Source organism: Citrobacter amalonaticus, assembly GCF_001559075.2.
Taxonomy (GTDB): Bacteria; Pseudomonadota; Gammaproteobacteria; order Enterobacterales; family Enterobacteriaceae; genus Citrobacter_A; species Citrobacter_A amalonaticus_F.
The window spans coordinates 1,340,569-1,365,179 of sequence record NZ_CP014015.2 but is presented as its reverse complement, the minus strand read 5'-3'; the positions used below and the strand labels follow the sequence as shown (position 1 = coordinate 1,365,179).

Annotated in this window: 26 protein-coding genes; 16 read left to right on the top strand and 10 right to left on the bottom strand. The window is 51.8% G+C overall.

Going from position 1 to position 24,611, the window contains the following annotated elements; translation table 11 throughout:
* The first annotated feature begins 5 nt into the window (after positions 1-5).
* From AL479_RS06550 to AL479_RS06480, 15 genes are all read left to right on the top strand, one after another.
* Positions 6-629 (top strand): fimbrial protein, encoded by a 624-nt coding sequence (locus tag AL479_RS06550; protein ID WP_061075507.1) that lies wholly within the window; start codon positions 6-8, stop codon positions 627-629.
* Complete coding sequence (locus AL479_RS06545) at positions 629-1,684, top strand: fimbrial protein (RefSeq protein ID WP_061075506.1); 1,056 nt, start codon at positions 629-631, stop codon at positions 1,682-1,684. Before AL479_RS06550 ends, AL479_RS06545 begins: the two co-directional genes overlap by 1 nt.
* 9 nt (positions 1,685-1,693) lie before the next feature.
* On the top strand, positions 1,694-2,242 hold the full coding sequence (locus AL479_RS06540; RefSeq protein WP_061075505.1) for a fimbrial protein: 549 nt from the start codon (positions 1,694-1,696) through the stop codon (positions 2,240-2,242).
* A 23-nt stretch (positions 2,243-2,265) separates the two neighbouring features.
* Positions 2,266-2,925, top strand: a complete 660-nt coding sequence (locus tag AL479_RS06535; protein ID WP_061075504.1) for a transcriptional regulator — start codon at positions 2,266-2,268, stop codon at positions 2,923-2,925.
* An 89-nt stretch (positions 2,926-3,014) separates the two neighbouring features.
* On the top strand, positions 3,015-3,212 hold the full coding sequence (locus tag AL479_RS06530) for a DUF4762 family protein (RefSeq protein ID WP_061075503.1): 198 nt from the start codon (positions 3,015-3,017) through the stop codon (positions 3,210-3,212).
* Between the two features lie 63 nt (positions 3,213-3,275).
* Entirely contained in the window at positions 3,276-3,947 is a 672-nt protein-coding gene (locus tag AL479_RS06525; RefSeq protein WP_061075502.1) for a DsbA family protein, read from the top strand.
* A gap of 5 nt (positions 3,948-3,952) precedes the next feature.
* Positions 3,953-4,903: a hypothetical protein gene (locus tag AL479_RS06520; RefSeq protein ID WP_061075501.1), complete on the top strand. Its 951-nt coding sequence runs from the start codon at positions 3,953-3,955 to the stop codon at positions 4,901-4,903.
* Positions 4,904-4,911: 8 nt separating this feature from the next.
* The gene (locus AL479_RS06515; RefSeq protein ID WP_061075500.1) at positions 4,912-7,020 is read left to right on the top strand and encodes a peptidase domain-containing ABC transporter; all 2,109 of its coding nucleotides are present in this window, start codon (positions 4,912-4,914) and stop codon (positions 7,018-7,020) included.
* A complete protein-coding gene (locus AL479_RS06510) occupies positions 7,017-8,168 on the top strand; it encodes an efflux RND transporter periplasmic adaptor subunit (RefSeq protein ID WP_061075499.1) in 1,152 nt (383 codons plus the stop codon). The genes AL479_RS06515 and AL479_RS06510 overlap by 4 nt, the downstream gene beginning before the upstream one ends.
* A gap of 3 nt (positions 8,169-8,171) precedes the next feature.
* Positions 8,172-10,103 carry an ABC transporter permease gene (locus tag AL479_RS06505; RefSeq protein WP_061075498.1) on the top strand — a complete coding sequence of 644 codons (1,932 nt, stop codon included), beginning with the start codon at positions 8,172-8,174 and terminating at the stop codon, positions 10,101-10,103.
* Entirely contained in the window at positions 10,100-11,479 is a 1,380-nt protein-coding gene (locus AL479_RS06500) for a TolC family protein (protein ID WP_061075497.1), read from the top strand. The genes AL479_RS06505 and AL479_RS06500 overlap by 4 nt, the downstream gene beginning before the upstream one ends.
* Positions 11,466-12,719, top strand: a complete 1,254-nt coding sequence (locus AL479_RS06495) for a beta-ketoacyl-[acyl-carrier-protein] synthase family protein (protein WP_061075496.1) — start codon at positions 11,466-11,468, stop codon at positions 12,717-12,719. Before AL479_RS06500 ends, AL479_RS06495 begins: the two co-directional genes overlap by 14 nt.
* Positions 12,716-13,522, top strand: coding sequence for a MaoC/PaaZ C-terminal domain-containing protein (locus tag AL479_RS06490; protein WP_061075495.1), 807 nt, complete (start codon positions 12,716-12,718; stop codon positions 13,520-13,522). Before AL479_RS06495 ends, AL479_RS06490 begins: the two co-directional genes overlap by 4 nt.
* Positions 13,509-13,760, top strand: coding sequence for an acyl carrier protein (locus AL479_RS06485; RefSeq protein ID WP_061075494.1), 252 nt, complete (start codon positions 13,509-13,511; stop codon positions 13,758-13,760). Before AL479_RS06490 ends, AL479_RS06485 begins: the two co-directional genes overlap by 14 nt.
* A gap of 1 nt (position 13,761) precedes the next feature.
* A complete protein-coding gene (locus AL479_RS06480; RefSeq protein ID WP_061075493.1) occupies positions 13,762-14,499 on the top strand; it encodes an SDR family NAD(P)-dependent oxidoreductase in 738 nt (245 codons plus the stop codon).
* A gap of 33 nt (positions 14,500-14,532) precedes the next feature.
* Here the strand turns inward: AL479_RS06480 and AL479_RS06475 are convergent, their stop codons facing one another.
* The 3 genes from AL479_RS06475 to AL479_RS06465 form a co-directional block, all read right to left on the bottom strand.
* On the bottom strand, positions 14,533-15,654 hold the full coding sequence (locus AL479_RS06475; protein WP_225851893.1) for an HD domain-containing protein: 1,122 nt from the start codon (positions 15,652-15,654) through the stop codon (positions 14,533-14,535).
* A gap of 102 nt (positions 15,655-15,756) precedes the next feature.
* Positions 15,757-16,224 carry a FidL-like protein gene (locus AL479_RS06470; protein ID WP_061075492.1) on the bottom strand — a complete coding sequence of 156 codons (468 nt, stop codon included), beginning with the start codon at positions 16,222-16,224 and terminating at the stop codon, positions 15,757-15,759.
* Complete coding sequence (locus tag AL479_RS06465; RefSeq protein ID WP_061075491.1) at positions 16,217-16,945, bottom strand: winged helix-turn-helix domain-containing protein; 729 nt, start codon at positions 16,943-16,945, stop codon at positions 16,217-16,219. Before AL479_RS06465 ends, AL479_RS06470 begins: the two co-directional genes overlap by 8 nt.
* A 168-nt stretch (positions 16,946-17,113) precedes the next feature.
* On the opposite strand from AL479_RS06465, the gene AL479_RS06460 reads away from it, so the two are divergent.
* Entirely contained in the window at positions 17,114-17,479 is a 366-nt protein-coding gene (locus tag AL479_RS06460) for a FaeA/PapI family transcriptional regulator (protein ID WP_061075490.1), read from the top strand.
* A 279-nt stretch (positions 17,480-17,758) separates the two neighbouring features.
* On the opposite strand, the gene AL479_RS06455 is transcribed toward AL479_RS06460, so the two are convergent.
* The 7 genes from AL479_RS06455 to AL479_RS06425 all read right to left on the bottom strand — a co-directional run bounded on the left by AL479_RS06455 (position 17,759) and on the right by AL479_RS06425 (position 24,359).
* Positions 17,759-18,394 (bottom strand): hypothetical protein, encoded by a 636-nt coding sequence (locus tag AL479_RS06455; protein ID WP_061075489.1) that lies wholly within the window; start codon positions 18,392-18,394, stop codon positions 17,759-17,761.
* On the bottom strand, positions 18,387-19,124 hold the full coding sequence (locus AL479_RS06450) for a hypothetical protein (protein ID WP_061075488.1): 738 nt from the start codon (positions 19,122-19,124) through the stop codon (positions 18,387-18,389). Before AL479_RS06450 ends, AL479_RS06455 begins: the two co-directional genes overlap by 8 nt.
* A 51-nt stretch (positions 19,125-19,175) precedes the next feature.
* Positions 19,176-19,895 carry a hypothetical protein gene (locus tag AL479_RS24010; RefSeq protein WP_225851888.1) on the bottom strand — a complete coding sequence of 240 codons (720 nt, stop codon included), beginning with the start codon at positions 19,893-19,895 and terminating at the stop codon, positions 19,176-19,178.
* 297 nt (positions 19,896-20,192) lie between these two features.
* Positions 20,193-20,747, bottom strand: a complete 555-nt coding sequence (locus AL479_RS06440) for a hypothetical protein (protein WP_061075487.1) — start codon at positions 20,745-20,747, stop codon at positions 20,193-20,195.
* Complete coding sequence (locus AL479_RS06435) at positions 20,737-21,849, bottom strand: hypothetical protein (protein WP_061075486.1); 1,113 nt, start codon at positions 21,847-21,849, stop codon at positions 20,737-20,739. Before AL479_RS06435 ends, AL479_RS06440 begins: the two co-directional genes overlap by 11 nt.
* Positions 21,850-21,862: 13 nt before the next feature.
* On the bottom strand, positions 21,863-23,143 hold the full coding sequence (locus AL479_RS06430; protein WP_071887595.1) for a DUF4150 domain-containing protein: 1,281 nt from the start codon (positions 23,141-23,143) through the stop codon (positions 21,863-21,865).
* Entirely contained in the window at positions 23,136-24,359 is a 1,224-nt protein-coding gene (locus tag AL479_RS06425) for a DUF2169 family type VI secretion system accessory protein (protein WP_061075485.1), read from the bottom strand. Before AL479_RS06425 ends, AL479_RS06430 begins: the two co-directional genes overlap by 8 nt.
* Positions 24,360-24,611: the final 252 nt, after the last annotated feature.

Sequence of the window (24,611 nt, the reverse complement as noted above, 5' to 3'; positions counted from 1 at the left end):
AGACAATGCAAAATCCTTTATCCACTGTGGCCCTCCTTGCGATGGGCGTGGCATTTCAGTGCGGGGCGGATGTGCCAGCGCAGCCACAGCATAGCGCTCAGGAACATGTCAGCGAAGATAGCGGCATTGTCCGGTTTCACGGCTCCGTGTTTGCCTCTCCCTGTGTGCTGATGACACAAGGGCGCATTCAGGACGTCGAGATGGGCGAGATCAGCGCGCAGAATTTTCGCCAGGCGGGCGATCGCAGCGAGCCGGTACGCTTCAAATTGCATCTGAAGGACTGTCTGAAAGGGGCGTCGCAGTCGCGAGGGAGTCTGGCTTCCAGAACCACCGGGAATGACTGGCGAGCCTACAGCACCGGGGAGCAGGCGGTACAACTGACGTTCGTTGGTGAATCCGATCTTAATAACGGGCAGCTATTACGCACCAGCGGTACGACTCAGGGCGCGGGCGTGCGCCTGCTCGATAAGGACGGGAATGCGCTGGATGTCGGTCAGACCCATGCGCCCTGGCTGGTGAATTCCGGTGACAGTGAACTGAATTTTATGGCGGCGCTGGAATCCACCGGTTTGCATGTGAGCGCGGGCGACTTTAGCAGTCTGGTCCGCCTGAAGATGGAGTATTTGTAATGAAACTGTCAGGCCTGTTCCGCCGCAAATGGCCGGTCTTACTGGCGCTCAGCACGCTTGGCGTGTCGGGCACGGCGTGGTCCGCACTGGATGGTGAAATTGAACCGGTGAATGGGACCTATGACTATCTGATTAATATTAGCAATCATGATATTACCTCCAACCAGGCCGGGGCGACCATTACTGATGAGTTTAATCTGGCGGGGATGTTCCAGGGGCGAGCGTACTGTACGCAGTCAGTGGTGGATCAGCCGGTGTATTACATGTCGCAGGCGACGTTGACGCAGTCCGGAATGACGGCGGGTTACCTCAAGCTCAATGACTATATGGACGTTAAAATTGAGATCTACATCGGTGGGAATCTGCAAGATTATAAAACCGTACCGTTTGATAACATCTCAAACGACGCCAATCAGAACTACTGCAACCCGCCCAGCACGATCCTTGACAACCAGTTTACCTCCGGCGCAAAGGGGAAGGTGACCTTTATGATCACCAAACCGATTATCAACGGGGTGAACCTGCAAGGCTCTGAGATCGCAAAACTCTTTGGTCGCCTGGGGCCGGGCGCAATGGGGCAAACCCCTCTGTCGCGCATCACCATCGCTTCCGGGGTCATCACCGTGCCGGATAAATGTACCGTTAATCAGGGGACGCCGATCGTCGTCGACTTCGGCAACATTCCTGGGATCGGTAGCCGACTGAACGGCACCAACTACAGCCAGAATGTGCCGATTCATGTGAAGTGCGAGGGCGGCAGCTTCGCCCAGGGTGCACTGAATATCAAGCTGGGGATCCAGCAGGCCAATCCGGCGTTTGATGACGGCAAGTACCTGAGTACGCAGGGAACAACGGATCGTTCCGAGCTGGGCATTGCGCTGCGTGACCGTCAGGGTAACCCGGTGGCACCCAACACCTTCTATAACGTGCCGGGGTTTGCCAATAACGAAGGCGACTGGAACCTGACTGCCGCACCGGTGGCGAAATACACCACGTCAGTCATTCCGGAAGGCGAGTTCCATGCATCGGCAACGGTTGTGGCTGAATTCCAGTAAGGAGGGAATATGCATCGCGTAACAATGATCTTTGCCTGTTTATTGACGACGCTCGCTCCGGCCCCGGTGTGGGCGCTGGGGGAGTTACTGGGTGGCGATCTCAGTTTCACCGGCGTGGTGATGGCCTACCCGTGCAGCATTGCGCCTGATTCAGAGCGGGTGCCGGTCGATTTCGGGAAAGTATCGACAAAGTCATTGTATATCAACGGGAAAACAGTGCCGGTTCCGTTCACGATCAAATTAGAGGATTGCACGCCGAGCGTCTTTAATTCCGTCACGGTGACGTTCAGCGGTATTGCCAACGGCAATCTGGCGGACCGACTGGCGATCAGCGCCACGTCGCCGGGCAATGCGGGGGGCGTGGGGATCGGTCTGCTGGAGGAGGACGATACGCCTGTACGCCTGAATGTGGCGACCCGTCCGGCCGCGATCAACGACACCATTTTACGGCTTAATTTCCAGGCGTTTGTGGAGGCCGAGCCGGATGCCTTAGCAAACGGCACCCTGACCACCGGACCTTTTACCGCCACGGCAAATTACACATTGAACTATCAGTAGCGTCATCAAAAGGATATTGAGGCATGGTGTATCAGTGTTTTCTTTACAACAAAGATCTCTTTTTTTCGCAAGGAATCAAAACGGTGATTGCCAGTTTGCTCGCGGAGCAAACGGACGTTTTATATTCCTTAACGGATGATTACACGCAGTTGATCAAGCAGTTACAGACTCGCGTAAATGATGACTGCTGCCTGTGGATCCTCTGCGATTTGGACAGCCTGCCGCGTGAGCGGATTCGTGCGCTGCAGCTCATGAATAATTTCTATCAGCGTGAAAACAAGAATCTGATCATTTTATTAAGCGAGCACAACATGCCGCTGTTTTTCACGTTGTATGCGCTCTTGCCAGGCGCTCACTGGTTATTGAAAAGCGAGAATCTCGCCAATACCACCCCTTTTTTTCAGGAATTATTAGATCAACGACATCAGGGATGCTGCTTTAGCTATTCATTAGTGAATTACACCCGCAGAAGACTGCACCACCGGGAAATGAATTATACGATTTCCGGTAATGAATGGTGGCTGATGGAAGAGATATTCAAAGGGAAATCGCTGTCGCAGATTTCCTGCGAAGTGAATATCGATGTCCGACGCCTGAGCTATATCAAGCGGCACTTAATGAAACGACTGAATATTAGAAACAACATTGCGTTATTCACGGTGTTCAAGGGAATTATGCCGTGACCCGTGAAACGTCTTTTCGGCAGTGGTATTTGCCGAGCGATCGGTGCAAGTGATTGCACCCAATTAAACCCTAAGTAAGGAAAACAGAGATGAAAAAATTAACTGCGATCGAAGTGGCTAACGTTGTGGGCGGAACCTGTAAAACCTGCGAAACAACGTATCAGAACGTCACCATTGGGGGGGTGACCTCCTGTAAGGAACTGACGACCTGTACGGATAAGCACGGCAGCACTACCTCAATGAAAGATGCAAATGCCAGCAAGTGTGGTGGGGTTCCGAACCGCTAATCATTGGCTATGACCTGGAGGTACCCGCGCCTCCAGGTTTATCTTTTCCGCTGCGAGAATACTATGGCGAACCAATTTAAACGCATCACCATTATCAGCTATTCGCTGTGCTTGATCGTTATCTCTTCGTTGATGACGGTGCTTTGTTACCACATTTTTGTCTTTAATACCTTTGCCACGGATCACTCACAAACGCAGGCTTTTCGTGAAGTCAGCGCAGAACACATTGCACAGAGTCCGATTAAAGACGCGCGCAGTATTATCGAGGTGATGTCTTACGGTTGCCATTATTGTGCGGCAAACGAAGAAAATCTGGCGGAATTTTCCCGCACCCTGCCACCGGGCAGTTCATTTACCGCGATTCATATTGCCAGTGAGGACAACGGTCTTGCCGCTTACGCGCCGATTTTTGCCACGCTGGAAGAGATGAGGATTGAAAAGAACGTTCGCGATAGTGCCTATAACGCCGTTATTACCCGCAATGTCGATCTCACCGATGAGAAGGCACTGAATACCTGGCTGGTAAAAAACAATATTGATGTGGATAAATTTAACACTCTGCGTCAGAGCGATGCGGTTAAAAACCGTCTCAGCACGATGGCCGCCATTACCGCACACTATGACATTAACGCGACGCCGATGTTTATTATCAATAAACGCTATGTGGTGGCCCAGGACAGTGAATTTCCTCAATTTGCGCAGCGCATGCTGCAATTGCTGAAAGAGGATAAATAACCGCGGTGGTCAGATTTTTTATTGTCTGGAGCGTATTTAGTTTTAAAAACAGTGCGGGATGGCTGTATAACGCGAAGCGTAATTTTTCTCAGGGAACGCTGATTCTGCTGCGAAAAATAATGCGCTATCTACCGCTGCCCGTATTACTGACCGTGGCGAAAGGACTCTGCGCGCTACGGTTGCTGGGGCGCTCATTTCGCTTACGCAATGCGGTGGCAAACGAAAACACCCGCTGCCTGATCGGGCAAACCGGCCGGGTGGACGCGGCCTGGGTCGCCGTGCGTCGCCGCCTGCTGGAAGAGGCCGCAACATGGGGACAAAACCCGGCGCTGCTCCAGCAGATCCGTGCCTGTGCGGCTGAACTTGATGCCGTAGTCGCACCGCTGCATCAGCAGAACATTCCTTACATTCTGGCGCCGTTACATACGGTGTCGGACGTGCTGGCGGCGATGGTCGGCGCCTGCGTCACGCCGGGTAAAGCCTGCGTGGTGGTCTCTTCCAGCGCCGAACTCTATAACGCGCAGACCCGTGCCCTGGGCGGTATCGACCTCACCTATTGCTCCATCCATCAGCAGAACAAAACGCTGGCCGGCAGCCTGATGGCGCTCATCACCGATGTCGCTACCGGGCGGCAGAACATGATTATTTTTCCCGATATCTCGCCGGACTATACCCTACAGGCCGAAGGGGCGCTGGCGGCGAAACTGCCGTGTCGTTTATTCGGCCGCAGCGCGAAGTTACACAATGGTGTGGTTCGCCTTTCCGGGGTGATTGCGGCGCAGGTGGTGTTTTATCACCTCAGCTACCACAACGGCCTGCGCATCCATATTCATCCGCCAGTGAGCAGTCAGAACGTCGCCCGCGAGCTGCCTGACATTATTGAATCCACGCTGCGTGAATACCCACAGGAGTGGCTCCTTTGGCACAGCCATTCTCTCTTCTTTATTAATCACTGATGATAAAAATGACGACCACGATCCCGAATCTGATCTTTCAGGAAGAGACCAACGAGTGCGGACTGGCGTGCGTGGCGATGCTGGCACAAACGCAGGGTCAGCCCGTTTCGCTGGCCACATTGCGCGAGTGGTTTCCGGCCTCTGACCACGGAACCTCACTGGATACGCTGATGCGCATTCTGGCGCGGCTGGGCATTGCGACGACGCCGGTGCTGTTTGAGCACGATGAGCTGAGCTCCCTGCCGCTACCGGCCATTTTGCATTACGGCGCAAGTCATTATGTCCTGCTGGCCTGGCGCAAAGGCAACCACGTGTGCGTGATGAACCCGGCGATTGGCGAGCAGTGGTTACCATTTGCCGCGCTTAAGCAGGAGATCAGCGGCTATGCCCTGATTGTCGAACCTGAGCAGGCATTTGCCGCAGACCCTGATTTACCGTTGTCGACAACCGCGCAGAGCGCGCCGCAGGCGATGAGCATGCAGGAAACCGCGGCGGTGCCGGGGATCTATCGGCTGATGCTGTTGACCTTCCTCGTCTCGCTGACGCTATTTCTGATGCCGACGATGGTGAGCAACGCCATCAACCAGGCCTTCTCCAGCGTGGAGAGCCGCGACTTTCCCTACGGCTGGTTTATCCTGGCGTTTGTCGCCTCCTCACTGATGGCGCTGGGCGTGCGGGTGATTAGTGAACGTTTTATCAAACGCTTTGTGCTGATCCACAGTGGCGTGGGGTTTTCCCGTCTGCTCCACAACCCACTGCGTTTTTTCGAAAAACGGGCGCCGGGGGAGATCTTCAGCCGCTTCACGGCCTGGCAGATTGGCCTGTTGCAAAAGATTGAGCTGGATAACGGCCTGCGCTCCGACTGGGTGATCTGTACGATCGCGTTGGCGATCATGTTCTGGATTGCGCCCGTGCTGGCGGCGATCTCCGCCGTCGGCGTGACGGTAATGGGGATCATCAGCGTCTGGGCGGTGATCCGCGACCGCTGGTTCACCCAGCAACTGCAGCTGAAAAGCGCCACCCTGAACGATTTTTTCATGGAGACCATTCAGGGCATTTTGACCGTCAAAACCGCCGGACTGGAAGGGCAGCGCCAGGGGCAATTCGCCGGCTTCAGTCGCGATCTGTTTTCGTGTTTGCAACGCCAGAAGGTCTATCAGCAGGTGAAAGAGGGGCTGTATCAGCTCACCGGGAGCCTGGAAATGGTGGTGTTTATGCTGGTGGTTCTGCCGATGGTGCACAGCAAACTGATCTCATTGGGCGATTTTTTTGCCTATAGCTTTCTGCGGCAAATCTTCACCTCCTACGTCACGCGGATCTTCTACGCCATCATCCAGAAATCGCAGTTGAACGTAATCGACACCCGCGCCCATGCGCTGTTTGCGCCACGGGACGAGGCAGCGCCTGTTTCGCAGGCAGCGCAACTTCCCGCCGATACGGCGCCGGACCTGACGTTTGCGTCGTTGTGCTATGGCTACGATCCCGCCAGACCGGTGCTGTCGTCGGTTTCACTGTCGCTGCGCGCGGGCGATCAGATTGCGATTGTCGGTGAATCCGGTGCGGGTAAGAGCACCTTACTCCGCCTGATTGCCGGACTATTTTCTCCGCAGGCGGGGGGCTGTTATGCCGCAGACACGGCGCTGACTGCGCAGCAACTGGCGCAGTTTGTCTGTCTGCAAAGTCAGGAGGACATTCTGTTTAATGCCTCGGTTCGCGAAAACATTACGTTGTTCGACGCGCACTACCGCGAACGCGATCGTGGGCGGATTGAGGCATTGCTCGATTCCCTCGCGCTGGGCGAGGTGGTACGCGGATTACCGGGCGGTATTGACGCTCTGATCCGCGAAAGCCACGCGGCGCTGTCGCTCGGCCAGCGTCAGCGGTTATTGCTGGCGCGCGCGCTGTACAGTTCGCGTCCGGTGTTGTTGCTTGACGAGCCTACCGCCAATCTTGACGACGATACGGCGGCCATTGTGATGGCGGCGATTCACGCGCATTGCCAGAACGCCGGTAAGTCTCTGATTGTGGTCACCCACAGCGACGCGATTTTGTCGCGGTTTCAGCGGGTTTATCAACTGACCGACGGCAAGCTCAGCCCGCTGGAGGTCAAGGTATGACGCCGAAATCGCGTTGGCTGCTGATCGGCGGCGCACTGGCGCTGGCCGTTGCGGTTGGTGGCACGTGGGCGACGCTGGCGTCGACCGCGCCGCAGGAGAATTTACCGCTGGAGACCATTGGCACGGGCGACATCGAAAAGGTGGTGTTGGTAACGGGGGTTCTGAAACCGGCGGTGCAGGTTAACGTCGGCGCGCAGGTCAACGGACAGTTGCGCAAGCTGTACGTGCGCCAGGGCGAGAAGGTGCAAAAAGGCCAACTGCTGGCGGAAATTGACCCCACTTTGCAGGAGTCTGATCTGAACAACACGCGCGCGCAACTGGCCAGCGCTAAAGCGCAAAAGCTGTCGGCGCAGGCGACGCTGTTACGTTATCGCCAGGAACTGAACCGCCAGCGCATGATGCTGCGTGACGGTTCTGCCGTGCGCAGTGAATACGAGCAGGCGAAGGCGCAATACGATGCGCAGGTGCAGCAAATTGACGTGAGCGATGCGCAGATTGTGCAGGCGGAGATGGCGGTGAAAACGGCGCAGGCTAACCTCAGCTATACCCGCATTGTGGCGCCTATCGACGGCGAAGTGCTGGGTATCGTCACCCGGGAAGGGCAGACTATCGTCTCCTCGCAAATGGCGCCGACCATTCTGGTGCTGGCGGATCTCGACACCATGCAGGTGCAAACGCGTATCTCGGAAGCCGACGTGCAAAAAATCCGTCCGGGTCAGCCGCTGCGCTTCTACGTTATCGCCAATCCGGATAAACGCTACGCCAGTACGATGGGTTTCGTGCAGCCTGCGCCGCAGGAAGCGCTGGAAGCGCCCGGCGAGAGCGGCATGGGCGGTAATCAACAGGCAATGGCGGTGTACTACACCGGCACCTTTGAAGTGCCTAACGCTGAGCGAGAGCTCAAAACGTCGATGACGGCGCAGGTATTTATTCAGATTGCCGAAGCAAAGAACGTATTGCGCGTGCCGGTCGCAGCACTCGGGCAGGCGCTGGATACCGAGCGCTACACCATCACGACCGTTGAAAACGGGAAAACGCGCACCCGCACCATCCGCATCGGGATCAACGATCGACAGTACGCCGAGGTGCTGGAGGGATTGCAGGCTGGCGATCGCGTGGTGCTGGCGCAGGACACGGTGCGGGGATAGCGGATGGAACCGATTATCGTCTTACGCCAGGTTTGCCGGACATTCAGCGCGGGAAGCGAGACGCTTGCGGTGCTGAGCGACATTTCACTGACCATCCACGGCGGTGAGATGGTGGCGATTGTGGGCGCCTCGGGGTCGGGGAAGTCCACGCTGATGAACATCATCGGCTGCCTGGACAAGCCTTCTTCCGGCGAGGTGTTGATCAACGGAACGCCGGTACATGACGCCGATAGCCTGCACCTGGCCGATCTGCGCAGCCGTTATCTGGGGTTTATATTTCAGCGCTATCACCTGATGCCATATCTGACGGCGGAAGAGAATATCGCCATTCCCGCGCTGTACACCGCGATGTCAGCGCAAGAGCGCAATGCGCGCACCCAGCGTCTTGCACGTCAGCTTGGCCTGGAAAACCGGCTCCAGCACCGGCCCGCTCAGCTTTCGGGTGGGCAACAGCAGCGCGTGAGCATCTGTCGGGCGCTGATCAACGGTGCGCATATCATCCTCGCGGATGAACCCACCGGTGCGCTCGACAGCGTCAGCGGCAAGGCGTTAATGGATGTGCTGCACCAGCTACATGCGGCGGGGCACACGGTCATCATCGTCACCCACGATCGCGACGTTGCCCGGCAGGCGCAGCGAATGATTGAGATCAGCGACGGACGGATCATTCGCGACGTTCAGCACGCTGCCGTTCGTCGTCCGATTGCGCTGGCGGAGCAGGATAACGGACGCGCCTCGCTGGGTCGCCGTCTTCGTGAGGCGGTCCGCATGGCCTGGCGTTCGCTGCTTGGGCACCGGATGCGCGCGTTTCTCTCCATGCTGGGGATCATTATTGGCATTGCGTCAGTGGTGTCCTCGATGGCGGTAGGCGAAGGCGCACGGCAGGCGATCATGAGCGAGATTGGCAAACTGGGAAGCACCACGCTGGAGATCCATCCCGGCACGGGGTGGGGCAGCAAGCGCCCGGATATGGAGCGCGCATTGTCGATGGATGATGTGCGCAGTTTGCAGACGCTGCCGTGGGTCATCGGTGTCTCGCCGGTGGTCAGCAGCACCACGCTCGCGGTTCGCAAAGGGCTCGACTCCTCCATGATGCTCTCCGGCGTGTCACAAGACTTTTTCGCCCTGCAAGGGCTGCGCTTTGTGCAGGGAAATGGCTTTACCGCACGCGACGTCGCGGAAGGCGAACCGGTGTTGATCCTCGATGAGACCGGGCGCGATACGTTGTTCCCCGGAGGAGAAAATCCGCTTGATGAGATCGTCCAGATTGGCGGCGCGCCGTGGCGGGTGATCGGCGTGGCGACACGGCCAGGCCCGAAAGTGGTGGGCGGGTTTATGACCGCCTGGGTTCCGCATACCTCATTACAGCAGCGACTCACCGGCGAAAAGCCGCTGGAATCGTTGATTCTACGTTTTCAACCGCCGCTGGAGCCGCATGAGGCGGCGCAGCGGGCGGAACGTCATCTGCTGCGGGAACATGGCCGGAAGGACTTCTTTATCCAGACCGACGATCAGCTGGCGAACGCGCTGCAAAAGACCTCTGACTCTATGTCGTTGTTGATTACCGCCATTGCGGCGATCTCCCTGCTGGTGGGCGGCGTCGGGGTGATGAACATCATGCTGGTGTCGGTGACCGAACGAACCCATGAAATCGGCATCCGCTTATCCGTTGGCGCGCGTCCCTCGGACATCATGAACCAGTTTCTGATTGAGGCCGTGATGATCTGCGCCCTCGGAGGCCTGCTGGGCGTGTTCGGTTCGTGGGTGGCGGGGCATCTTTTTGCCCTCGCGACCGATGCGTTCTCAATGGTGTTCACGGCGTTTCCGGTGCTGATGGCCTGTGGGTTTTCTGCCCTGATCGGCCTGACGTTTGGCTATTTTCCGGCGCGCAGGGCTGCTCGCCTCAACCCAACGGAGGCGCTGGCTCGCGAATGAAAAGACGGCTTGTGTTGCTCGCACTTTTATTGCTCGCGGGTTGTAGCTCACAGACCCGTAGCGACTACCAGCGTCCGCTGCTGTCATTGCCCACTCAATGGCAATTTGCTACCGACACGGTGTCGGAATACGGCTGGCAACGTTTTGGCGATCCCCGGCTGTCGCGGGTGATTGAACAGGTGCTGGAAAGCAATAACGATCTCGCGGCGGCGGCCATCACCGTGCAACAGGCGCGTGTGGCTGCAGGGTTAACTGACACCAATATGACCCCCGATGTGGCGGTCAGCGGTTCTGCCAGTAACAGCAAAAACGTGCGCCGGGGAACATCCGCGCAGGAAAACTACAGCAGCGGCATCACCATCGCCTGGGAACTGGACCTGTGGGGAAAACTGGCGCGTACCCGTGAGCAAAGCGAATGGGAAGCGGTGGCGAGCGAGCAGGATTACCACGCGACGGTACTCACCACGATGGGGACCACCGCCCAGCTTTACTGGCGCATCGCGCTGTATAACCAGCAGATTCGCAATCAGCGTGACGGTCTGGCTATTTCGCAACAGACCGTGCAGCAGGTGACGTCATGGTTTAACGCCGGGAAGGTCGGCCAGCTCGATGTGTTACAGGCGCAGCAGGCCCTGCTGGAACGAGAGAATCAGTGGCGAACGCTGGTTCAGCAACGTCAGAACACGCGGAATGCGCTGGCGCTGTTGCTCAACAGACCGGCAGAGCAGCATGCCGATGAATTGCCCGCGCTGGATGCAAATCAGCAGGTGCCGATTGCGCAAAAAACACCGCTGCGGGTGATCGCGCAGCGGCCGGACATTCAGGCCGCGGAGTCGCGTCTGCGCGCGGCCCTTGCAGGTTACGACGCCTCACGGCTGCAGTTTTATCCCGCACTGTCTCTTGATGCCTCACTGAATGCCGGCAGTCAGATCTTCAGCCAATGGTTCAGCGATCCGATCCGCACGATTGGCGGCACGCTGGCGCTGTCGTTTATCCAGTGGAACACCCAACAGCTCACCGTGAAGCAAGCGGATCTCGCGGTAAAACAGGCGGCAATAGCCTTTCGCTCGACGGCCTACGCCGCGCTCGCCGAAGTGGATGAGGCGATGGAAAACCGCCTGAGCGCTGATGAGCAGCGCGCGCGGCTTCACCAGTCGCTGGTCCTCAGCCAGCGGCGTTTAACCCTGACGGAAAGCCGCTATCGCGCGGGCGCCGTGGATTTTCAGACGTTGTTGAACGCGCAGGACGATCGGTTGACGTTAGAGAACGCCCTCGCACAAACCCAATACGACTACCTCTACGCCACGTTGCAGCTCTGGCTGGCGCAAGGGGGTGGCGAAACGCAATACAGGATGATGCAACATGAAGCCGAATAATGAATTTAAGCGGGTCGTCGTTACCGGGTATGGCGCCGTGACCCCACTTGGCGCGACGGCTGATGAGAGCTGGCAGGCGATGATGGATAACCGTCTGGGCTATCGCTACGTCGATAAAACGGCGCTGAACATCAACACCCATTTTCTCGGGCTGGTGGATAACGAACCGAGCCTGGCGGGTGTTCCTGCGGTTATTCGTCGTCGGCTGCCGCGCTTTGCCCGGCTGACCGTCGGCGCGGCGCGTCAGGCAATGACGATGGCCTTTGGCGTCAGGCCGCCGCAGGAATACTACAGCACGCTCGACTGCGGCGTGATCATGGGGACCGGCTGGGGCGGACTGGACGAAAGCTACGACGCGCAAAGTGAGTTTGCGACCACGGGCGTCGCCTCGCCGTTTAACTGTTTTTACTCGATGCCCAGCGTTACCACCGCAGCCTGCAGCCAGTTCTGGGGACTCAATGGCTATCAGAACACGGTGGTTGCCGCCTGCGCGACGGGGACGATCGCCATTGGCGACGCTTACGAGGTGATCCGCAGCGGCAGGGCGAAAATGATGCTGGCCGGTGCCGGAGAATCTCTCACCAGCCACTGCGCGGTGTGGAACATTGACGTGCTGGGCGCACTGAGCAAGGAAGCGTCGGATCCGCAGCGCGCCAGTTGTCCATTCAGCGCCCATCGTAGCGGTTTTGTGTTATCGGAAGGGGCGGCAGTGCTGTGTCTGGAAGAGCGCGAAGGGGCGCTGGCACGCGGCGCTACCATTCTCGGCGAGATTACCGGCTACGCCAACTTCTCTGATGCCTGGGATTTCACCTCACCGGCGGAAGACTGTCTTGCCCGCGTACAAACCATTACCCACGCGCTGCAACAGGCGGAACTGGAACCGGAACAACTCGACTACATCAACGCGCACGGTACCTCGACGCCGCTGAACGATATCAATGAAACGCAGTCGCTAAAAATGGCGTTAGGGGACGCGGTGTGGTCCATTCCGGTTTCCAGTACGAAATCGTACTCCGGGCACTTGATTTCCGCGGCAGGCACCTTCGAGAGCATTGTCTGTCTGCAGGCGATCGCCAACGGCATCATTCCCGCAACGGCCAATTTCCAGCAGGCGGATGAATGCTGCGATCTGGATTATGTGGTTGAAGGCCATCGTGCGGGCAATGTCCGTCGCACGTTGAACCTGAGTTTCGGCTTTGGTGGCGCGAATGCGGCGTTGATTCTGGAGAAGCACGTATGACGCCCCTTCATTATGGCCAACAGGATGCCCGGCGCTGGGCCGCGTTTTCGGGTGATTACAACCCGGTACATTTCGACGAGGCGTGGGTCAAAGCGCAGGGCGGAAGCGGACTCAGCGTGCATGGCATGCGCGCCTTGCTGGACGTAAAACGGTTTATCAGCCCCCCGGTTGACGATGCCCCGTTTCTGAAATGTACCGTGCGTCTGCGCCGACCGCTGTGGCGGGATACTGCCTATCGTCTGACGCGCGATGCGACTAAGCGGGTTGCGGCATCGGTGCGCGAATTCTCTGCCGAAGAGGCCTGTCTTTCCTGCCAGCTCACGCCGGAAAAACACCTGCCGCTCGTCGATGGCGAAAGCCAACGGGTACTGGATTCGTCGGCGCTGGCCACGCTGCATCAGGCGTTCATGCCGCTGCTGCCCGACGCTCAGCAATGGCATTTTCTCGACGCCCTGTTGTTTCGTCATCTTCTTCAGGATACCGCGCTGTTACGTCAGCAGGCTATTGCCACCATGCTGCCGACGTGTCGGACGCTGGATGCGCTGTTTACTCTCTTTCCCGTGGTTCAGACCCACCAGGAAGTCATTTTCGACAGCCATCTGCTGGCCCCCTGGCGAGCAGAGTCGCTGCCGGAACATCTTGAGATCGATACGTTGCCTGCCCTGGTGGTTGGCGATCTTGCGAGTGGCGCGGTGGTGGTGCGAATCGCCGCGCGAACCTGTTATCAACATCACTACATTAGCAATGCCGTGACGCTAAAAGTCGGCGCGCTGACAAAAGGAAAATCGAATGAGCCAGCATGAAATGATCTACAACAAAATCAGTGAAATGATCTGTGATGCCAAAGACCTGGCGCCGGAGGCGCTGACGCCAGAGACGACGCTGCCTGAACTGGAGCTGGACAGTCTCGACTACGTTGAACTGATGGTACTGGCGAAGCGTGAATTTAACGTCACGCTCAACCCTGAAATGTTTATGAAAAATCCCACCATGACGCTTCGCGAACTCAGCCAGCGTATTGCGCAGGAAATGGCAGGTTGATATGGCAAGGAAATGGATGCTCATCACCGGCGGCAGTCGGGGAATCGGCCAGGCACTGGTGAGTCACCTGTTGCCTGAATGGAATATTGTCTTTACCGGTCGCAACGAGGCCGGGATCGCTCGCACGCTGGATCTCGCGCAAAGCCAGAGTACGTCGACCTGGGTGAAGGGCGTTCGCTGTGACGGCAGCGATGAAGCCAGCGTCGAGCCGTTAGCCATGTCGCTGCTCGAGGCGCATGGCGCGCCCGCCGCCATCATCCATAACGCCGGTATGACCAATGACGCGCTGCACATCCATCAGAACGCGCGCGACTGGCAGGAGGTGCTGGGAAACAATCTGGTCGCGGTGGTGAACTGGAATCGCATCCTGCTGCCCGCCATGATGACCCAGGGCAGTGGCTCGATTGTGTTTATGTCGTCCGTGACGGCCATTAAAGGCAACAGCGGACAGACGGCCTATGCCGCGAGCAAAGCGGCGATGATTGGCCTGACGCATTCGCTGGCGCGAGAAGTGGGGCGTTTTGGCATTCGGGTGAATTGTCTGGCGCCGGGTTTAATTGAAGGCGAGATGGTTCAGGCCATTCCGGAAGCCCGATTGAAAACCATGCGACAGAATATTCCTCTGCGCCGTCTCGGACGCACGCAGGACGTCGCCCGCGCGGTTGCATTTCTGACCGGGGAAGGGAGCAGCTATCTCACCGGTCAGACGCTGGTGCTGGACGGTGGTTTGTCCGCCTGATAAACGGGAACCGCGAGAATGGTATCTCGCGGTTCAGGTCAGGCCAAGTTGGTTAATTCTCTGGACCAGGGCGCGTCGCTCTTTGACCGACTCCTGAAAAATTTGCAATAAAACCTCGCTATTTTGCCGCACAATGTCCGCCAGCTCAGGGGCGATTTCTGCCGTTTCCCCGACGCGCGCTTTAAATTCCGATGACAGCGTGACGCCCTGCAACAGCGACGCCAGCCAGATGCTGGCCTTCAGAATCCTCACTTCCGGAGGATGTGCGGCGGTTGCAACTACTGTTTTTTGAATCTGACACCAGCGGGCAATATCCCGAATGGCTTCAATCGGATAGAGTTCACCCCAGATGGCATTATCTTCCCCGGTATGTGCCGGAGCGGCACACAGCGCCAGGGATGTCAGGTTATGCAACAAGCCACCTATTTCGATTTTCAGGCACTGGACCGGGGGAATCCCCATTTCCCGGGCCAGGTAACCGGATATACGGCCGACAACCAGGGAGTGCTGGACGCCGTTCTGGCTGAACCCATCAATAATAAACGCCAGCATGTTGGCGATATCGCGAAAGTTATGCAAAGAGATGGAGTCGTTATGGATGCGGGGAATGTCCTGGATGTAATCGTCGAACTCTGTGGATTTAATTTTTAACCAGAAGTGTTCGCAATTTGCTATTTTTCTGAATGCGCTGATAAATTCGGGGTTATACAGAATATGTTCGCCGCCAACAATAATATTAATAATTTCATCTTTTGCCGATATTATATCGCTGGAGCGGTAATGGGCGATTAAAACATCCAGACGATCCGCCAGATAAACGACATGGCTCTCTCTGGGCACTTTTTCACCGTTAACGTGGTCGCCTTTTCCATTGTCCCAGTGGGTGTGGTGATAGCGAACAATCGAACTTAACGGGTTCAGTAAAGGGACGCTGGCCAGTAATTCAGCACCGACGGCCGCGTGGTTATTGAGTTCATTGTCGTAATAGCTGAGAGGCTGAAGGCGCGATTCTTCGTTCAGTCCTCCGATATCATGAAGCAGGGCCGCCAGCAGCGTTTTTCTGCACTGTGCAGGTGTGAACCGGGATTCCCTGGCCAGGTGCCAGGCGATGAATGCCGTTCTGACATGATGCAGGTTAAGCCTGGGGTTAATCATGTCTATTATTTTTGAGATGCAAGCCAGTGATTCTATTAATTTTATATTCATATAATGAGACATTTAACTTTCGCTGTGCTTCGTTAAAGAAAACCACGCTAATTAATCTCGTTTGCAACCATATTGCGGGAATACGTGGTTACCAAATAGTATGACATTATTATTGACTTTTTTTAGGAAAATTATCTTGTCGTTCGGACCTTTGCCAAACAACAAACTATTAGCAATCTCATCATCAACATTATCAGTATTATCATGTATGGTTTTGACGCTCATTATCTTATACAGATGCGCATTGGCATTGTATGTTTCATATTTCATTTTGAGCGTGCGCGAGATTAAATACTTTTTTTCATTATGTGTGAGCAGCCCGTCAATATTGATAAGAAGTTGCTCATCCGTCATGTGGACAAAAATTAGCCCTTCGGCGCGAATGTTGTCGTTGTTGATACTCTGGATAACAGAAAACTGCGACTCGCAAGAGAAAACCGGGGGCCGGGTAAAACAGTAAACCGCGCCGATCAATAACAGGCCGACACCGATCAAAAGAAGAATGGCTTGTTTAGGCATTATTTTTTTCTCTGTAATAAAAACTCATGCAGCTGTCTTTATCACATTTAATGAGTAACAATTGCACAATATCACCCAGGGCACCTTGTACCTGTTGCTTGTAAACGTACAACTCCTTTTGCTGGGAGCAATCGAATGGTTGCGGGACAAAATCAAAGCTCTGTGTCACCTCTCGTAATGAGAGTGAGGAGGGCATAAAAATGACGCACTGATCCTGAATCATTTTTTTTATATCGGTGTCGGCTCTGAATGAATCTGGATTTATTATGAGCAGAAGGAAGGCGATAGCCAGGGCGATAATGCGGGTAAACCGCTTAAGACAGAGTTTCTGCGGCTCAACCGGCGGAGCCTCCGGCTCCTTTTCTTCGAGGAAGGGCGTTCGATACTCACGATCGTTATTGATAATAGCATCTTCCGCTATTTTGAAACCAATACGGGGAACCGTGACAATGATTTCTTTTGCGATACCCAGATCGCTCAGATTTCTACGCAATGTTGAGATATATTGATTTAGATTACTATTTGACGCTCTGGCACCATATTTATCAAAAACAGTCTGAAAGATTTCATTTCTCGAAAGGATATCGCCTTGATGATTGAGCAATTCCGCCAACAGGCGCGTAGAGGTTTGGGATAATTCAACGCAATCTCCAGTCAACAGGTTAACGAGAGACGCATCCTCCGTATCAAAAGTGATAAATCCCTCAATGTCGAACCTCATGTTCATCTCCACCCTAAACCCTGCTTTTCTCTAACATACAGTCTTCTCTTAATAAAACGACGTGAATGTTAGATAAAAATCCTGTATTTGCATTCATTTCAAGCTAATGTTGCTGGTTGAATCAGGAGAACGCATACTGCTAACACCTTCAAAATCCAGGAGTCTGCAATGAAACTCTCGCTGTGTTCATATAACCCGGGTGCAGCACATCCAGGCTACAACGTACCTCATGACAATCTGCAGATGTTAGCGGCGGAAATGGGAATAAGTGACCTGCCGATGATCAGGGGGCCGGAACAAGTTTTTATTCTCAATCTATTAAAAGATCACAGTACCCAGGGCCTGTCGACCAGAGAGCTTGCCGATCTGTGTGGCATTTCAATTTATAAAGTCAGACACCTACTTCTTCCGCTGGAGAAATATGGTCAGGTTATAAGAAATAAAATGCAAAAGCACCATCAGTGGTTTTTGTCAAAGGACTCTACAGATATTGATTGGCATTCTAACAAGGGGTATTTTCATTTGCAACAATGACCGGGAAGTCAATTAGATAACGCTGAGAATATGTAAAATGCTGCTTATTATCTCGCGAGATATTAGGAAAAATCCCAATAAAATGGTAATATTCGCGTATCATCACTATTGCCTTCCGTCCATTTTGTTCATGCCTTGCGCAAGGAGAGCAAATGAAACGTATTTCGCCGCTAAGAACTCGAGTAATACTTAACACTTTTTAACGCTGTATTACATCTGCGATGAGTCTGCTTATCAGATGCCCGTGAAACTTGGTTTCAACGGGCAACTATTTTGTTGTTAACTCTCTGTATCTGACAGCAGATGCGCCAACTGCGTATTAATCTTATCAACCAGCCATTCACTTCCTTTTTCCTGAGCTAGCGTATGAAGGGGTAATAAAATCCCCGTCCCCTTAATACCATTATTGTCAGAAAAATAGATACCCTTATCTGTTTCCGGATAGCCTTCATAACTTTCCCAAAGGGTATAAGGCGCGTCGTAAGCCGCATCATTTCGAGTCGGTGAAAAAAGATAAATGCAGAGATAACTTTTGGCTTCTTGAGCAGAGATTTCTAGCTCAGTAGCAAGCGGTTCATTGTCTTTGCCATAGTGCTTTAGGCGCTGCTCGTAGAGAAGTTCACTATCAGTGACCAGTTTAAAATCGAGAACGTAATCCTTTGTTGTCATAGGCGTTCCAGGTTCTTGTTGCCGACTGAAAACAAATGAAACGTCCATGATGGGAAGGTAGTCCCATTTCCATGACTCAAAAGGGTTTTTGTTTGATTGCGGCGGCTTATTAAAACTCCATGTGTTCCAGCTCAGGAATGTGGTATCCAGTTTTTGTGCGGTTTCATTCAGTAAAGGGAAGAGTTGTTGATAATAAGCAGCACAAATCCGATGTGCTTGCCGGACAACAATAAAAGGATCAGACATGATGGTTTCCTGTAAAAAAAGAGAAGGTGGTAGGGAGATATTGTGACGACAAATAGTCTAAAAGCGGTTGCCAGGACTGGAGAGGGGAGCTGACCTTGTACAGGGCAAGTGCATTCAGACAATCCTGGATAATTCTTCTTTCTTGTTGTGATGCCCATGCCGTCTCAGGATATTGAATTTTTTCCCTGACCGTACGCCATTCCAGCCCGTGAAACGTGGCTTCAGGGAAATTGTGTTTGAGTTCGGCAAACCATGCTGAATGCTTTTCCGGCAGATTTCCCAGTGCTAAAAAGTGCAGGGCAGGTTTTTTATCCTCACTGTTTTGCCAGCCGTAGATCTCTTTGTACCATTGTTGTTTATACTGTTGCCCGCCAGCCGGTGGTTTCACTTCAATGAGCAGTGCGGCATGAGTGAATTTTAAAATAACATCGGGTTCTGCATAGCGATCCTCTTTACTCACCCACTCCGCGACGTGGGTACTGATCGTTGGCGGAAAATCGTACTTCGGCCAGAAAGCGATGGATTCAAATGCTCCCCAATTTTTTACATCAACACCGAGTAGTGAAGTGAGCACCGTTTGCAGAGATGCGTCAGACAGATAACTCATGCGTCCCCAGAATGCCGCCGTAAGTAGATCCTCATAACGCTGAAATACAGAACGCCAGCTCTGCGTGTCGCCACCAGGTAAGCTTACCCGTCGGGCCTTCCCGTTTAAAATTGCCTGTAGCATAAATATGTCCTTGCTATGAAATACCAACTGTTTTTTATCATTTTTAAGCCTTTAACCTAATGTGAAAAATTCAGGGTTCAATAAATAGACAAATGAAATCGTGAGATAGCTGTAGCCAGCTAAAAAACGCCAGTTTCTTTTGAGGATAAAAACAACGTTTTTATTTCTTCGGAATTTTTTGATTTTAGTTAAGCGTAAATAAAGCGCGCTTCTTTGAATATCTGAAACAGGGGCTTGTCTGATTTTCTTTGAAATGCGTTTCTCTGAGTCAATAAATGAATGCTTATGATGCAGTTTTGACAATTTGCCGGCGAAGAAAATCAGTGTGAGCATAAAGGCGCAGAGTTGAAAAAAGCGATTCGGTATTCCCCAGCATGCAAAACTTGTGAGCAGCACCCATTCAGCAACAGAATCACTTTGCAGATTTTTCCACCAGTGATTCATATCATGGGCGTAGACTCGTATCTCTTTTTTAATCTCTTCGTAAGGATCGGTTGTCATCTCTTTCTCCTGGCTGCATCTGTGCGAATGTTTGAAATGTAACACAACGTGAATCGCCACGTATATCGTGTTTTCCATCCCTGTGAGAGTTAACGCACCTGCATCGTTCTTATTGCTGCTTTGTTCGTGGGCTTTCAGCCATAACGAAAATAGCCTGAACAGAAGGGGAAGGGTAAACAGGTCAGTTGCGGTAATCGTGTCCCAGATTCCATTATTGATGAGCCAGCCGAGTATAGTTAATACATATTCCAGATAACTGTGAGTCGTCATTGGGCAACCCTCTTCGCCAAAGAGGATACTTCATTTTTCAGGATAGATGGTAAAATTATTTTGTTTGAGAAAATTCTGTTTTGATACATAACCCCCTGTAAGTTAAGAGGCCGTTTTTACCATTTATACAGTAATTAGGAAGGATAAAATGAATTAAGGTATACAATGTTTTCTATATTAAAGGTTATCATGGTTTTGATACTTAATACTCCTAACTTGGTGATCGCTAGAGCGACCACTCTTAATATGAACGTAATTCATATGTAATTAAAGAATTTTACATAATTTAGTGTGTGTTTAATGTTCTTTGTTAATCATAAATATAAAATCACTATCAGTTCCTAATTTCACTACTATGATTTTTTCTATTCCTTTCATTGCTGGCAACCATGTGACAGCTACAACGTGCTCATCATTTAAATAATAAGATTGAGTCAGTTTGTCATTGAGTTCTGTTGAGTCATCACTTAGTTTAAAAGATATGCTGTCAGGTGTTTCTTTCGCAATGTCGAGACCATATGGAGGTTGAACAGTCCAAACTGGCTGAGTGGACGAATTAAAAAGAAACTCACATTTTCTAAGTATCCAACGATCAGGATCACCTTCTGCTGTATAGACAGCATGAGGATGTGAAAACGTAAGCGTCAACCCAGTATGTTGGATATGATAAGAATGTTCTTTCTTTATCAGTATTGGCAATAGGCTGTGTTTATCGATATGAAAGTATATTTCCAACTCGTTAACCCATTGGTTTATATTTCTATAACCAATACGAGTACAAATAGCATCAGCCAAAGAAGAAAATGGCTTCATCAAATCTGCCTTTAATTTATTATGATCGTTATTCATCATTTTCTTCACCTCGCCCAGTAAATCTGATTAATAATTCGCACTGACGGGTTGTAAAGCAATAGTGATATGAGGAAAAACGTCCAACCAGAAGTAAATAGTCATCATGAATATCAATATTCAGCGACTCAGTGAGTATTTCATTGTCAATAAGCGCTATGTCGGCTGTAATGTTTGGAGTAGATACCTCACCGTTTTTATACTGGAATAACCCGTCACTTGTTCCTAGATATAGTGTGTCATGATATTTGGCAAACTCATTAATTATCATTAAATCATCAGGCGTACTAACATCTTTGAAATTATAACCATCCTGACTTTCTAATAAGTGGCCGTCATACCCACCAACTAGTATACGATTATCATCAACAAATATAGAGCACAGTGTGTTTGTTTCAGGAATATCCAATTTACTCCACTTATTACCATCATAATGATAGAGAATACCAACTTTGCCTTTGGGAGTATCAATGCTGCCGCAAGCATAAATATCATTTTGGCTGCGCCCGTTGATGGCGTAAAGGTTGCGCCCGTCAGTGTATTTATATTGTTCTGTATCCATCCATTCAATCAGGGGATGCGGTTCTGTCTGACCAGCTTTCTTTTTTTCTTTTACAAATTTACGCATTAGCATTGAGGCATCGAAGGAACTCATCGTCGGCCTGACACCCGCATCAACGGGTAACCATTTACTTTTCCCTTCCCTTCGGAATACGGTTCCGTCATCACCACAGGTGTAGAGCATTCCATCGATAACAGTCAGTGCATGCATACAGGTCGCTATTGGTTTATCCAGTAGTTTTTTAATTGTCTCTTTACGTGCCTTACCATTTTGAATGAAAAATATTACAGAATCTGCTGCTGCCGACGATAATACGCATATGCCGTTAAAGTTATCCCGTTCAGATTTATAGTGAATACACTGTTCAACACAGGCTTTGATAGTCGTGGACTCGAATACAGGTTTTGCCTCATCACTGCTCCAGATGTTTATTTCGGCGTGCTTAACGCCATATTCCAATTCCCCATCTGTGGATGTCAGGGCAATGGTTTTACCATCAACAAACCGTCCACAGGTCAGTTCAATAAACTTATCAATAATCATTATTTCTCTCCGATTAACGCGCAATGGTACCCAGTACAGCAATGGCTTCTGGTTTGGGTAATGAATGGGTGGAGCGAAGTAGGGTATCGCTATCTACCATAGCAAACTGAGCTTCCACTACGGCCGTAATCTGTAATTTACATTCTGGTTTGACTTTTGATACAGCAAAAATACTTTCGTATAATGCATCTGAAAGGCTCACTGTTCCGGGAACGGGGGATAGCAGGCCGATAGCAGCAATCTTTGGATCGACATCATGCGCATCTTTATGCTCCTTGCGCCCGGTTCTCTGGTCTTCCAGCTTGCTCAGGCAAATGCTCATACCTTCAGCAAGCGTGGGCATTCCCTGAATACGCTTCTGGTTTTTTATCGCCTCGGGGCGGGTTCCTGTTCTGAGTGTGTAATCAGGGACGATATGATGTTTGTCATTGCCTGGTGGGCATTGCAGTGTTGCATAAGAGCCTATCAAACAGGGACCTTTCTTATCATCTTTATTCTTTCCTTTTGACTTTCCTCCGCCGCCTTTTTGTTGTTTTTCTGGGACAGTTTTCTTTTTGGAAAGTTGTCTTGCCTCTTTAATCGCGCTGGTGGTCCGCCTGATGCCGGAAGCAGCGCTACTCAGGCCAGGGTAGCCAACAGCGCTGATAACCTGAACGACTCCGTTGCCATAGGTGGATTCAAATCCCCGTAAGGTCTCCGGCCCTGCGGCTCTTGCCATACTTTCATAAGAATCTACATTACCGTTCTTCAGCGCTCCGGCAGCCAGCCACGCGCCACGGCCAAAGTTATCCGGCACTTTATCGTATTTTGTTGTCAGAAAATCTTTAATGGTGTCCCATAAAGACTGCTCATCCTGCGTTTCTGGTATTGGCGGTGGGTTTGCTTCTGTTGCGGGATGACTTGCCAGGGGGGGCTGACCGGTAATCTTCCCGACAGTATTCCCGCTGTTCATCCAGAATTCGTCGTCGTGGCGCAGTATTGGTTTCCCACCCGAACGCACTGACTTACTGTGTTCTTTTGGGACACACTGGCTTCCTGTCGTACCACTTTTTATACCGGTTGCTGTTCCTGCTTCATCACCAAGGGTGAATGGTACAAAACTCTGCTCAAAAACAACCAATGCCCCTCCGTTTACCCGGACAGAAGGCACAACTCTGGCGGCATCATTCAGTTCAGACATCACTGCGTAAGGTACGGGTGGTATTGAGGGGCCCATTGGTGTTTTGCAGACATCCGGTAAAATGCTTATTACCTGCCACTGACCGTTCTTCCGGGCGATATAATTTTCAGCCATGTGCAATCTCCCTATGCAGTAAAAATTTCTCCTCCAATTTGTCCGGCTCCATTTCATAGCGAGCCTCCAACATTCGTATAGGCATTGTGGTACTGACCAGACAGCGCCAGGTCGTGGCGATAGTCATGTTTTCTGTGTCAATTAACAGTGTGTCCAATAGCATCATTTTGGGCAGAAGCAGGCCACTTTCCATCCGTAATAACAACAGAGCCTGATGATGAGGTAATTCGGCCTTCAGGAATCCCTCCGGTGTCAGGTTTGTCAATTCTATTTCCAGGCCAGATGATGGAAAAGGGATTTGTTGGTCTTCTGGAGCACAGTTCCAGTAGCCAAAATCAAAATCATCAGGCAGATATGGATGGCGTGTTTCCAGCCATGTCTGGTCATAAGTCCCGGCACGCGTCAGACGGGGTTGCCAACTGCGGCAGATAATACTAAATCCGGCAGGTTGATATTCTGGGCGGCTCTGTTCTGCATGGCCTTCAAACAATTGCTGAAAATGCTCTGCCTGTAGTGGATATAAAGCATTCATGATTTGGGGAGCGATAACGGCTTGTTTCTCTGTTGCGGAAAGATACCAAGGGGTTGAATAGCCCATTCCCAGCGGATTTGTGGTACATACTTCGTGCGCTATAGGGCGATGTTCATGCTCAGGATGCTGGGCAAGTTGTGTTTCTGTGAGTCGATAGTTGGACGGGATGCGTTTTGCTGCTTTATCATTTTCAGGATATATGACACATTCACCTCCAAAAGCAAAACGATAGTCTAATGGTAGAGAGGTAAACGATACTGGTTCACTGAAATACCATGTTTCGCCGGGCCTTCGAATAAGCTGGCGTTCTCCGGTAACATATAGGCGCTTGTTCAATAACGTCCCCCTCTCTGCCGAGTTTAACTTCACTCCCACAGAGAAATTGATACATGGTTTCGCTCCTGGAGCATAGCCTGTGGCGTTGATTATGACATCACAGGCTGGCTTATATGGCGCTAAATCGCTTTCCTGCAGAACCGTAGAGTTATTCACCCGACCTTTGTACTTATCCTGAATACAAAGTGGTAACTGCTCTTTGTCAATAATTTCTGCCCGATATTGTCCTTCTGCTACTTTTACCAGTTGAAATCCCACTTTCATTATGACTACGTGAGATTCATGATCCAATTTATCCAGCATTTTGTAATGACTGACGGAAAATGGCGTCAGGTTTCTGAATTCCATTTTATGACCTTAGTTTAAATCAAGAACAATACTCGGAACATCGTTTTCTACAGTGTAGAATTTTGCAAATTCTTAGGGGGCAGGGAATACCCTTTTGCATGACTAGTGTTAACATTGGTGTTTGCATGACTCTTACGAAAAGAGTTTCTCCTGTTGAGATGTAGCGGGATATAGTTATCTTAATGATTTTAATTTTGGTTTTTGTGATGAATATTGGGTTTATATTTATTTTGAATGATATTTTTTAAGGTT

Excerpts from the sequence above, each read along its gene's own strand:
- AL479_RS06550 (WP_061075507.1), top strand. The coding sequence starts at position 6 with ATGCAAAATCCTTTATCCACTGTGGCCCTCCTTGCGATGGGCGTGGCA.
- AL479_RS06545 (WP_061075506.1), top strand. The coding sequence starts at position 629 with ATGAAACTGTCAGGCCTGTTCCGCCGCAAATGGCCGGTCTTACTGGCG.
- AL479_RS06540 (WP_061075505.1), top strand. The coding sequence starts at position 1,694 with ATGCATCGCGTAACAATGATCTTTGCCTGTTTATTGACGACGCTCGCT.
- AL479_RS06535 (WP_061075504.1), top strand. The coding sequence starts at position 2,266 with ATGGTGTATCAGTGTTTTCTTTACAACAAAGATCTCTTTTTTTCGCAA.
- AL479_RS06530 (WP_061075503.1), top strand. The coding sequence starts at position 3,015 with ATGAAAAAATTAACTGCGATCGAAGTGGCTAACGTTGTGGGCGGAACC.
- AL479_RS06525 (WP_061075502.1), top strand. The coding sequence starts at position 3,276 with ATGGCGAACCAATTTAAACGCATCACCATTATCAGCTATTCGCTGTGC.
- AL479_RS06515 (WP_061075500.1), top strand. The coding sequence starts at position 4,912 with ATGACGACCACGATCCCGAATCTGATCTTTCAGGAAGAGACCAACGAG.
- AL479_RS06510 (WP_061075499.1), top strand. The coding sequence starts at position 7,017 with ATGACGCCGAAATCGCGTTGGCTGCTGATCGGCGGCGCACTGGCGCTG.
- AL479_RS06505 (WP_061075498.1), top strand. The coding sequence starts at position 8,172 with ATGGAACCGATTATCGTCTTACGCCAGGTTTGCCGGACATTCAGCGCG.
- AL479_RS06500 (WP_061075497.1), top strand. The coding sequence starts at position 10,100 with ATGAAAAGACGGCTTGTGTTGCTCGCACTTTTATTGCTCGCGGGTTGT.
- AL479_RS06495 (WP_061075496.1), top strand. The coding sequence starts at position 11,466 with ATGAAGCCGAATAATGAATTTAAGCGGGTCGTCGTTACCGGGTATGGC.
- AL479_RS06490 (WP_061075495.1), top strand. The coding sequence starts at position 12,716 with ATGACGCCCCTTCATTATGGCCAACAGGATGCCCGGCGCTGGGCCGCG.
- AL479_RS06485 (WP_061075494.1), top strand. The coding sequence starts at position 13,509 with ATGAGCCAGCATGAAATGATCTACAACAAAATCAGTGAAATGATCTGT.
- AL479_RS06480 (WP_061075493.1), top strand. The coding sequence starts at position 13,762 with ATGGCAAGGAAATGGATGCTCATCACCGGCGGCAGTCGGGGAATCGGC.
- AL479_RS06475 (WP_225851893.1), bottom strand. The coding sequence starts at position 15,654 with ATGATTAACCCCAGGCTTAACCTGCATCATGTCAGAACGGCATTCATC.
- AL479_RS06470 (WP_061075492.1), bottom strand. The coding sequence starts at position 16,224 with ATGCCTAAACAAGCCATTCTTCTTTTGATCGGTGTCGGCCTGTTATTG.
- AL479_RS06465 (WP_061075491.1), bottom strand. The coding sequence starts at position 16,945 with ATGAGGTTCGACATTGAGGGATTTATCACTTTTGATACGGAGGATGCG.
- AL479_RS06460 (WP_061075490.1), top strand. The coding sequence starts at position 17,114 with ATGAAACTCTCGCTGTGTTCATATAACCCGGGTGCAGCACATCCAGGC.
- AL479_RS06455 (WP_061075489.1), bottom strand. The coding sequence starts at position 18,394 with ATGTCTGATCCTTTTATTGTTGTCCGGCAAGCACATCGGATTTGTGCT.
- AL479_RS06450 (WP_061075488.1), bottom strand. The coding sequence starts at position 19,124 with ATGCTACAGGCAATTTTAAACGGGAAGGCCCGACGGGTAAGCTTACCT.
- AL479_RS24010 (WP_225851888.1), bottom strand. The coding sequence starts at position 19,895 with ATGACGACTCACAGTTATCTGGAATATGTATTAACTATACTCGGCTGG.
- AL479_RS06440 (WP_061075487.1), bottom strand. The coding sequence starts at position 20,747 with ATGATGAATAACGATCATAATAAATTAAAGGCAGATTTGATGAAGCCA.
- AL479_RS06435 (WP_061075486.1), bottom strand. The coding sequence starts at position 21,849 with ATGATTATTGATAAGTTTATTGAACTGACCTGTGGACGGTTTGTTGAT.
- AL479_RS06430 (WP_071887595.1), bottom strand. The coding sequence starts at position 23,143 with ATGGCTGAAAATTATATCGCCCGGAAGAACGGTCAGTGGCAGGTAATA.
- AL479_RS06425 (WP_061075485.1), bottom strand. The coding sequence starts at position 24,359 with ATGGAATTCAGAAACCTGACGCCATTTTCCGTCAGTCATTACAAAATG.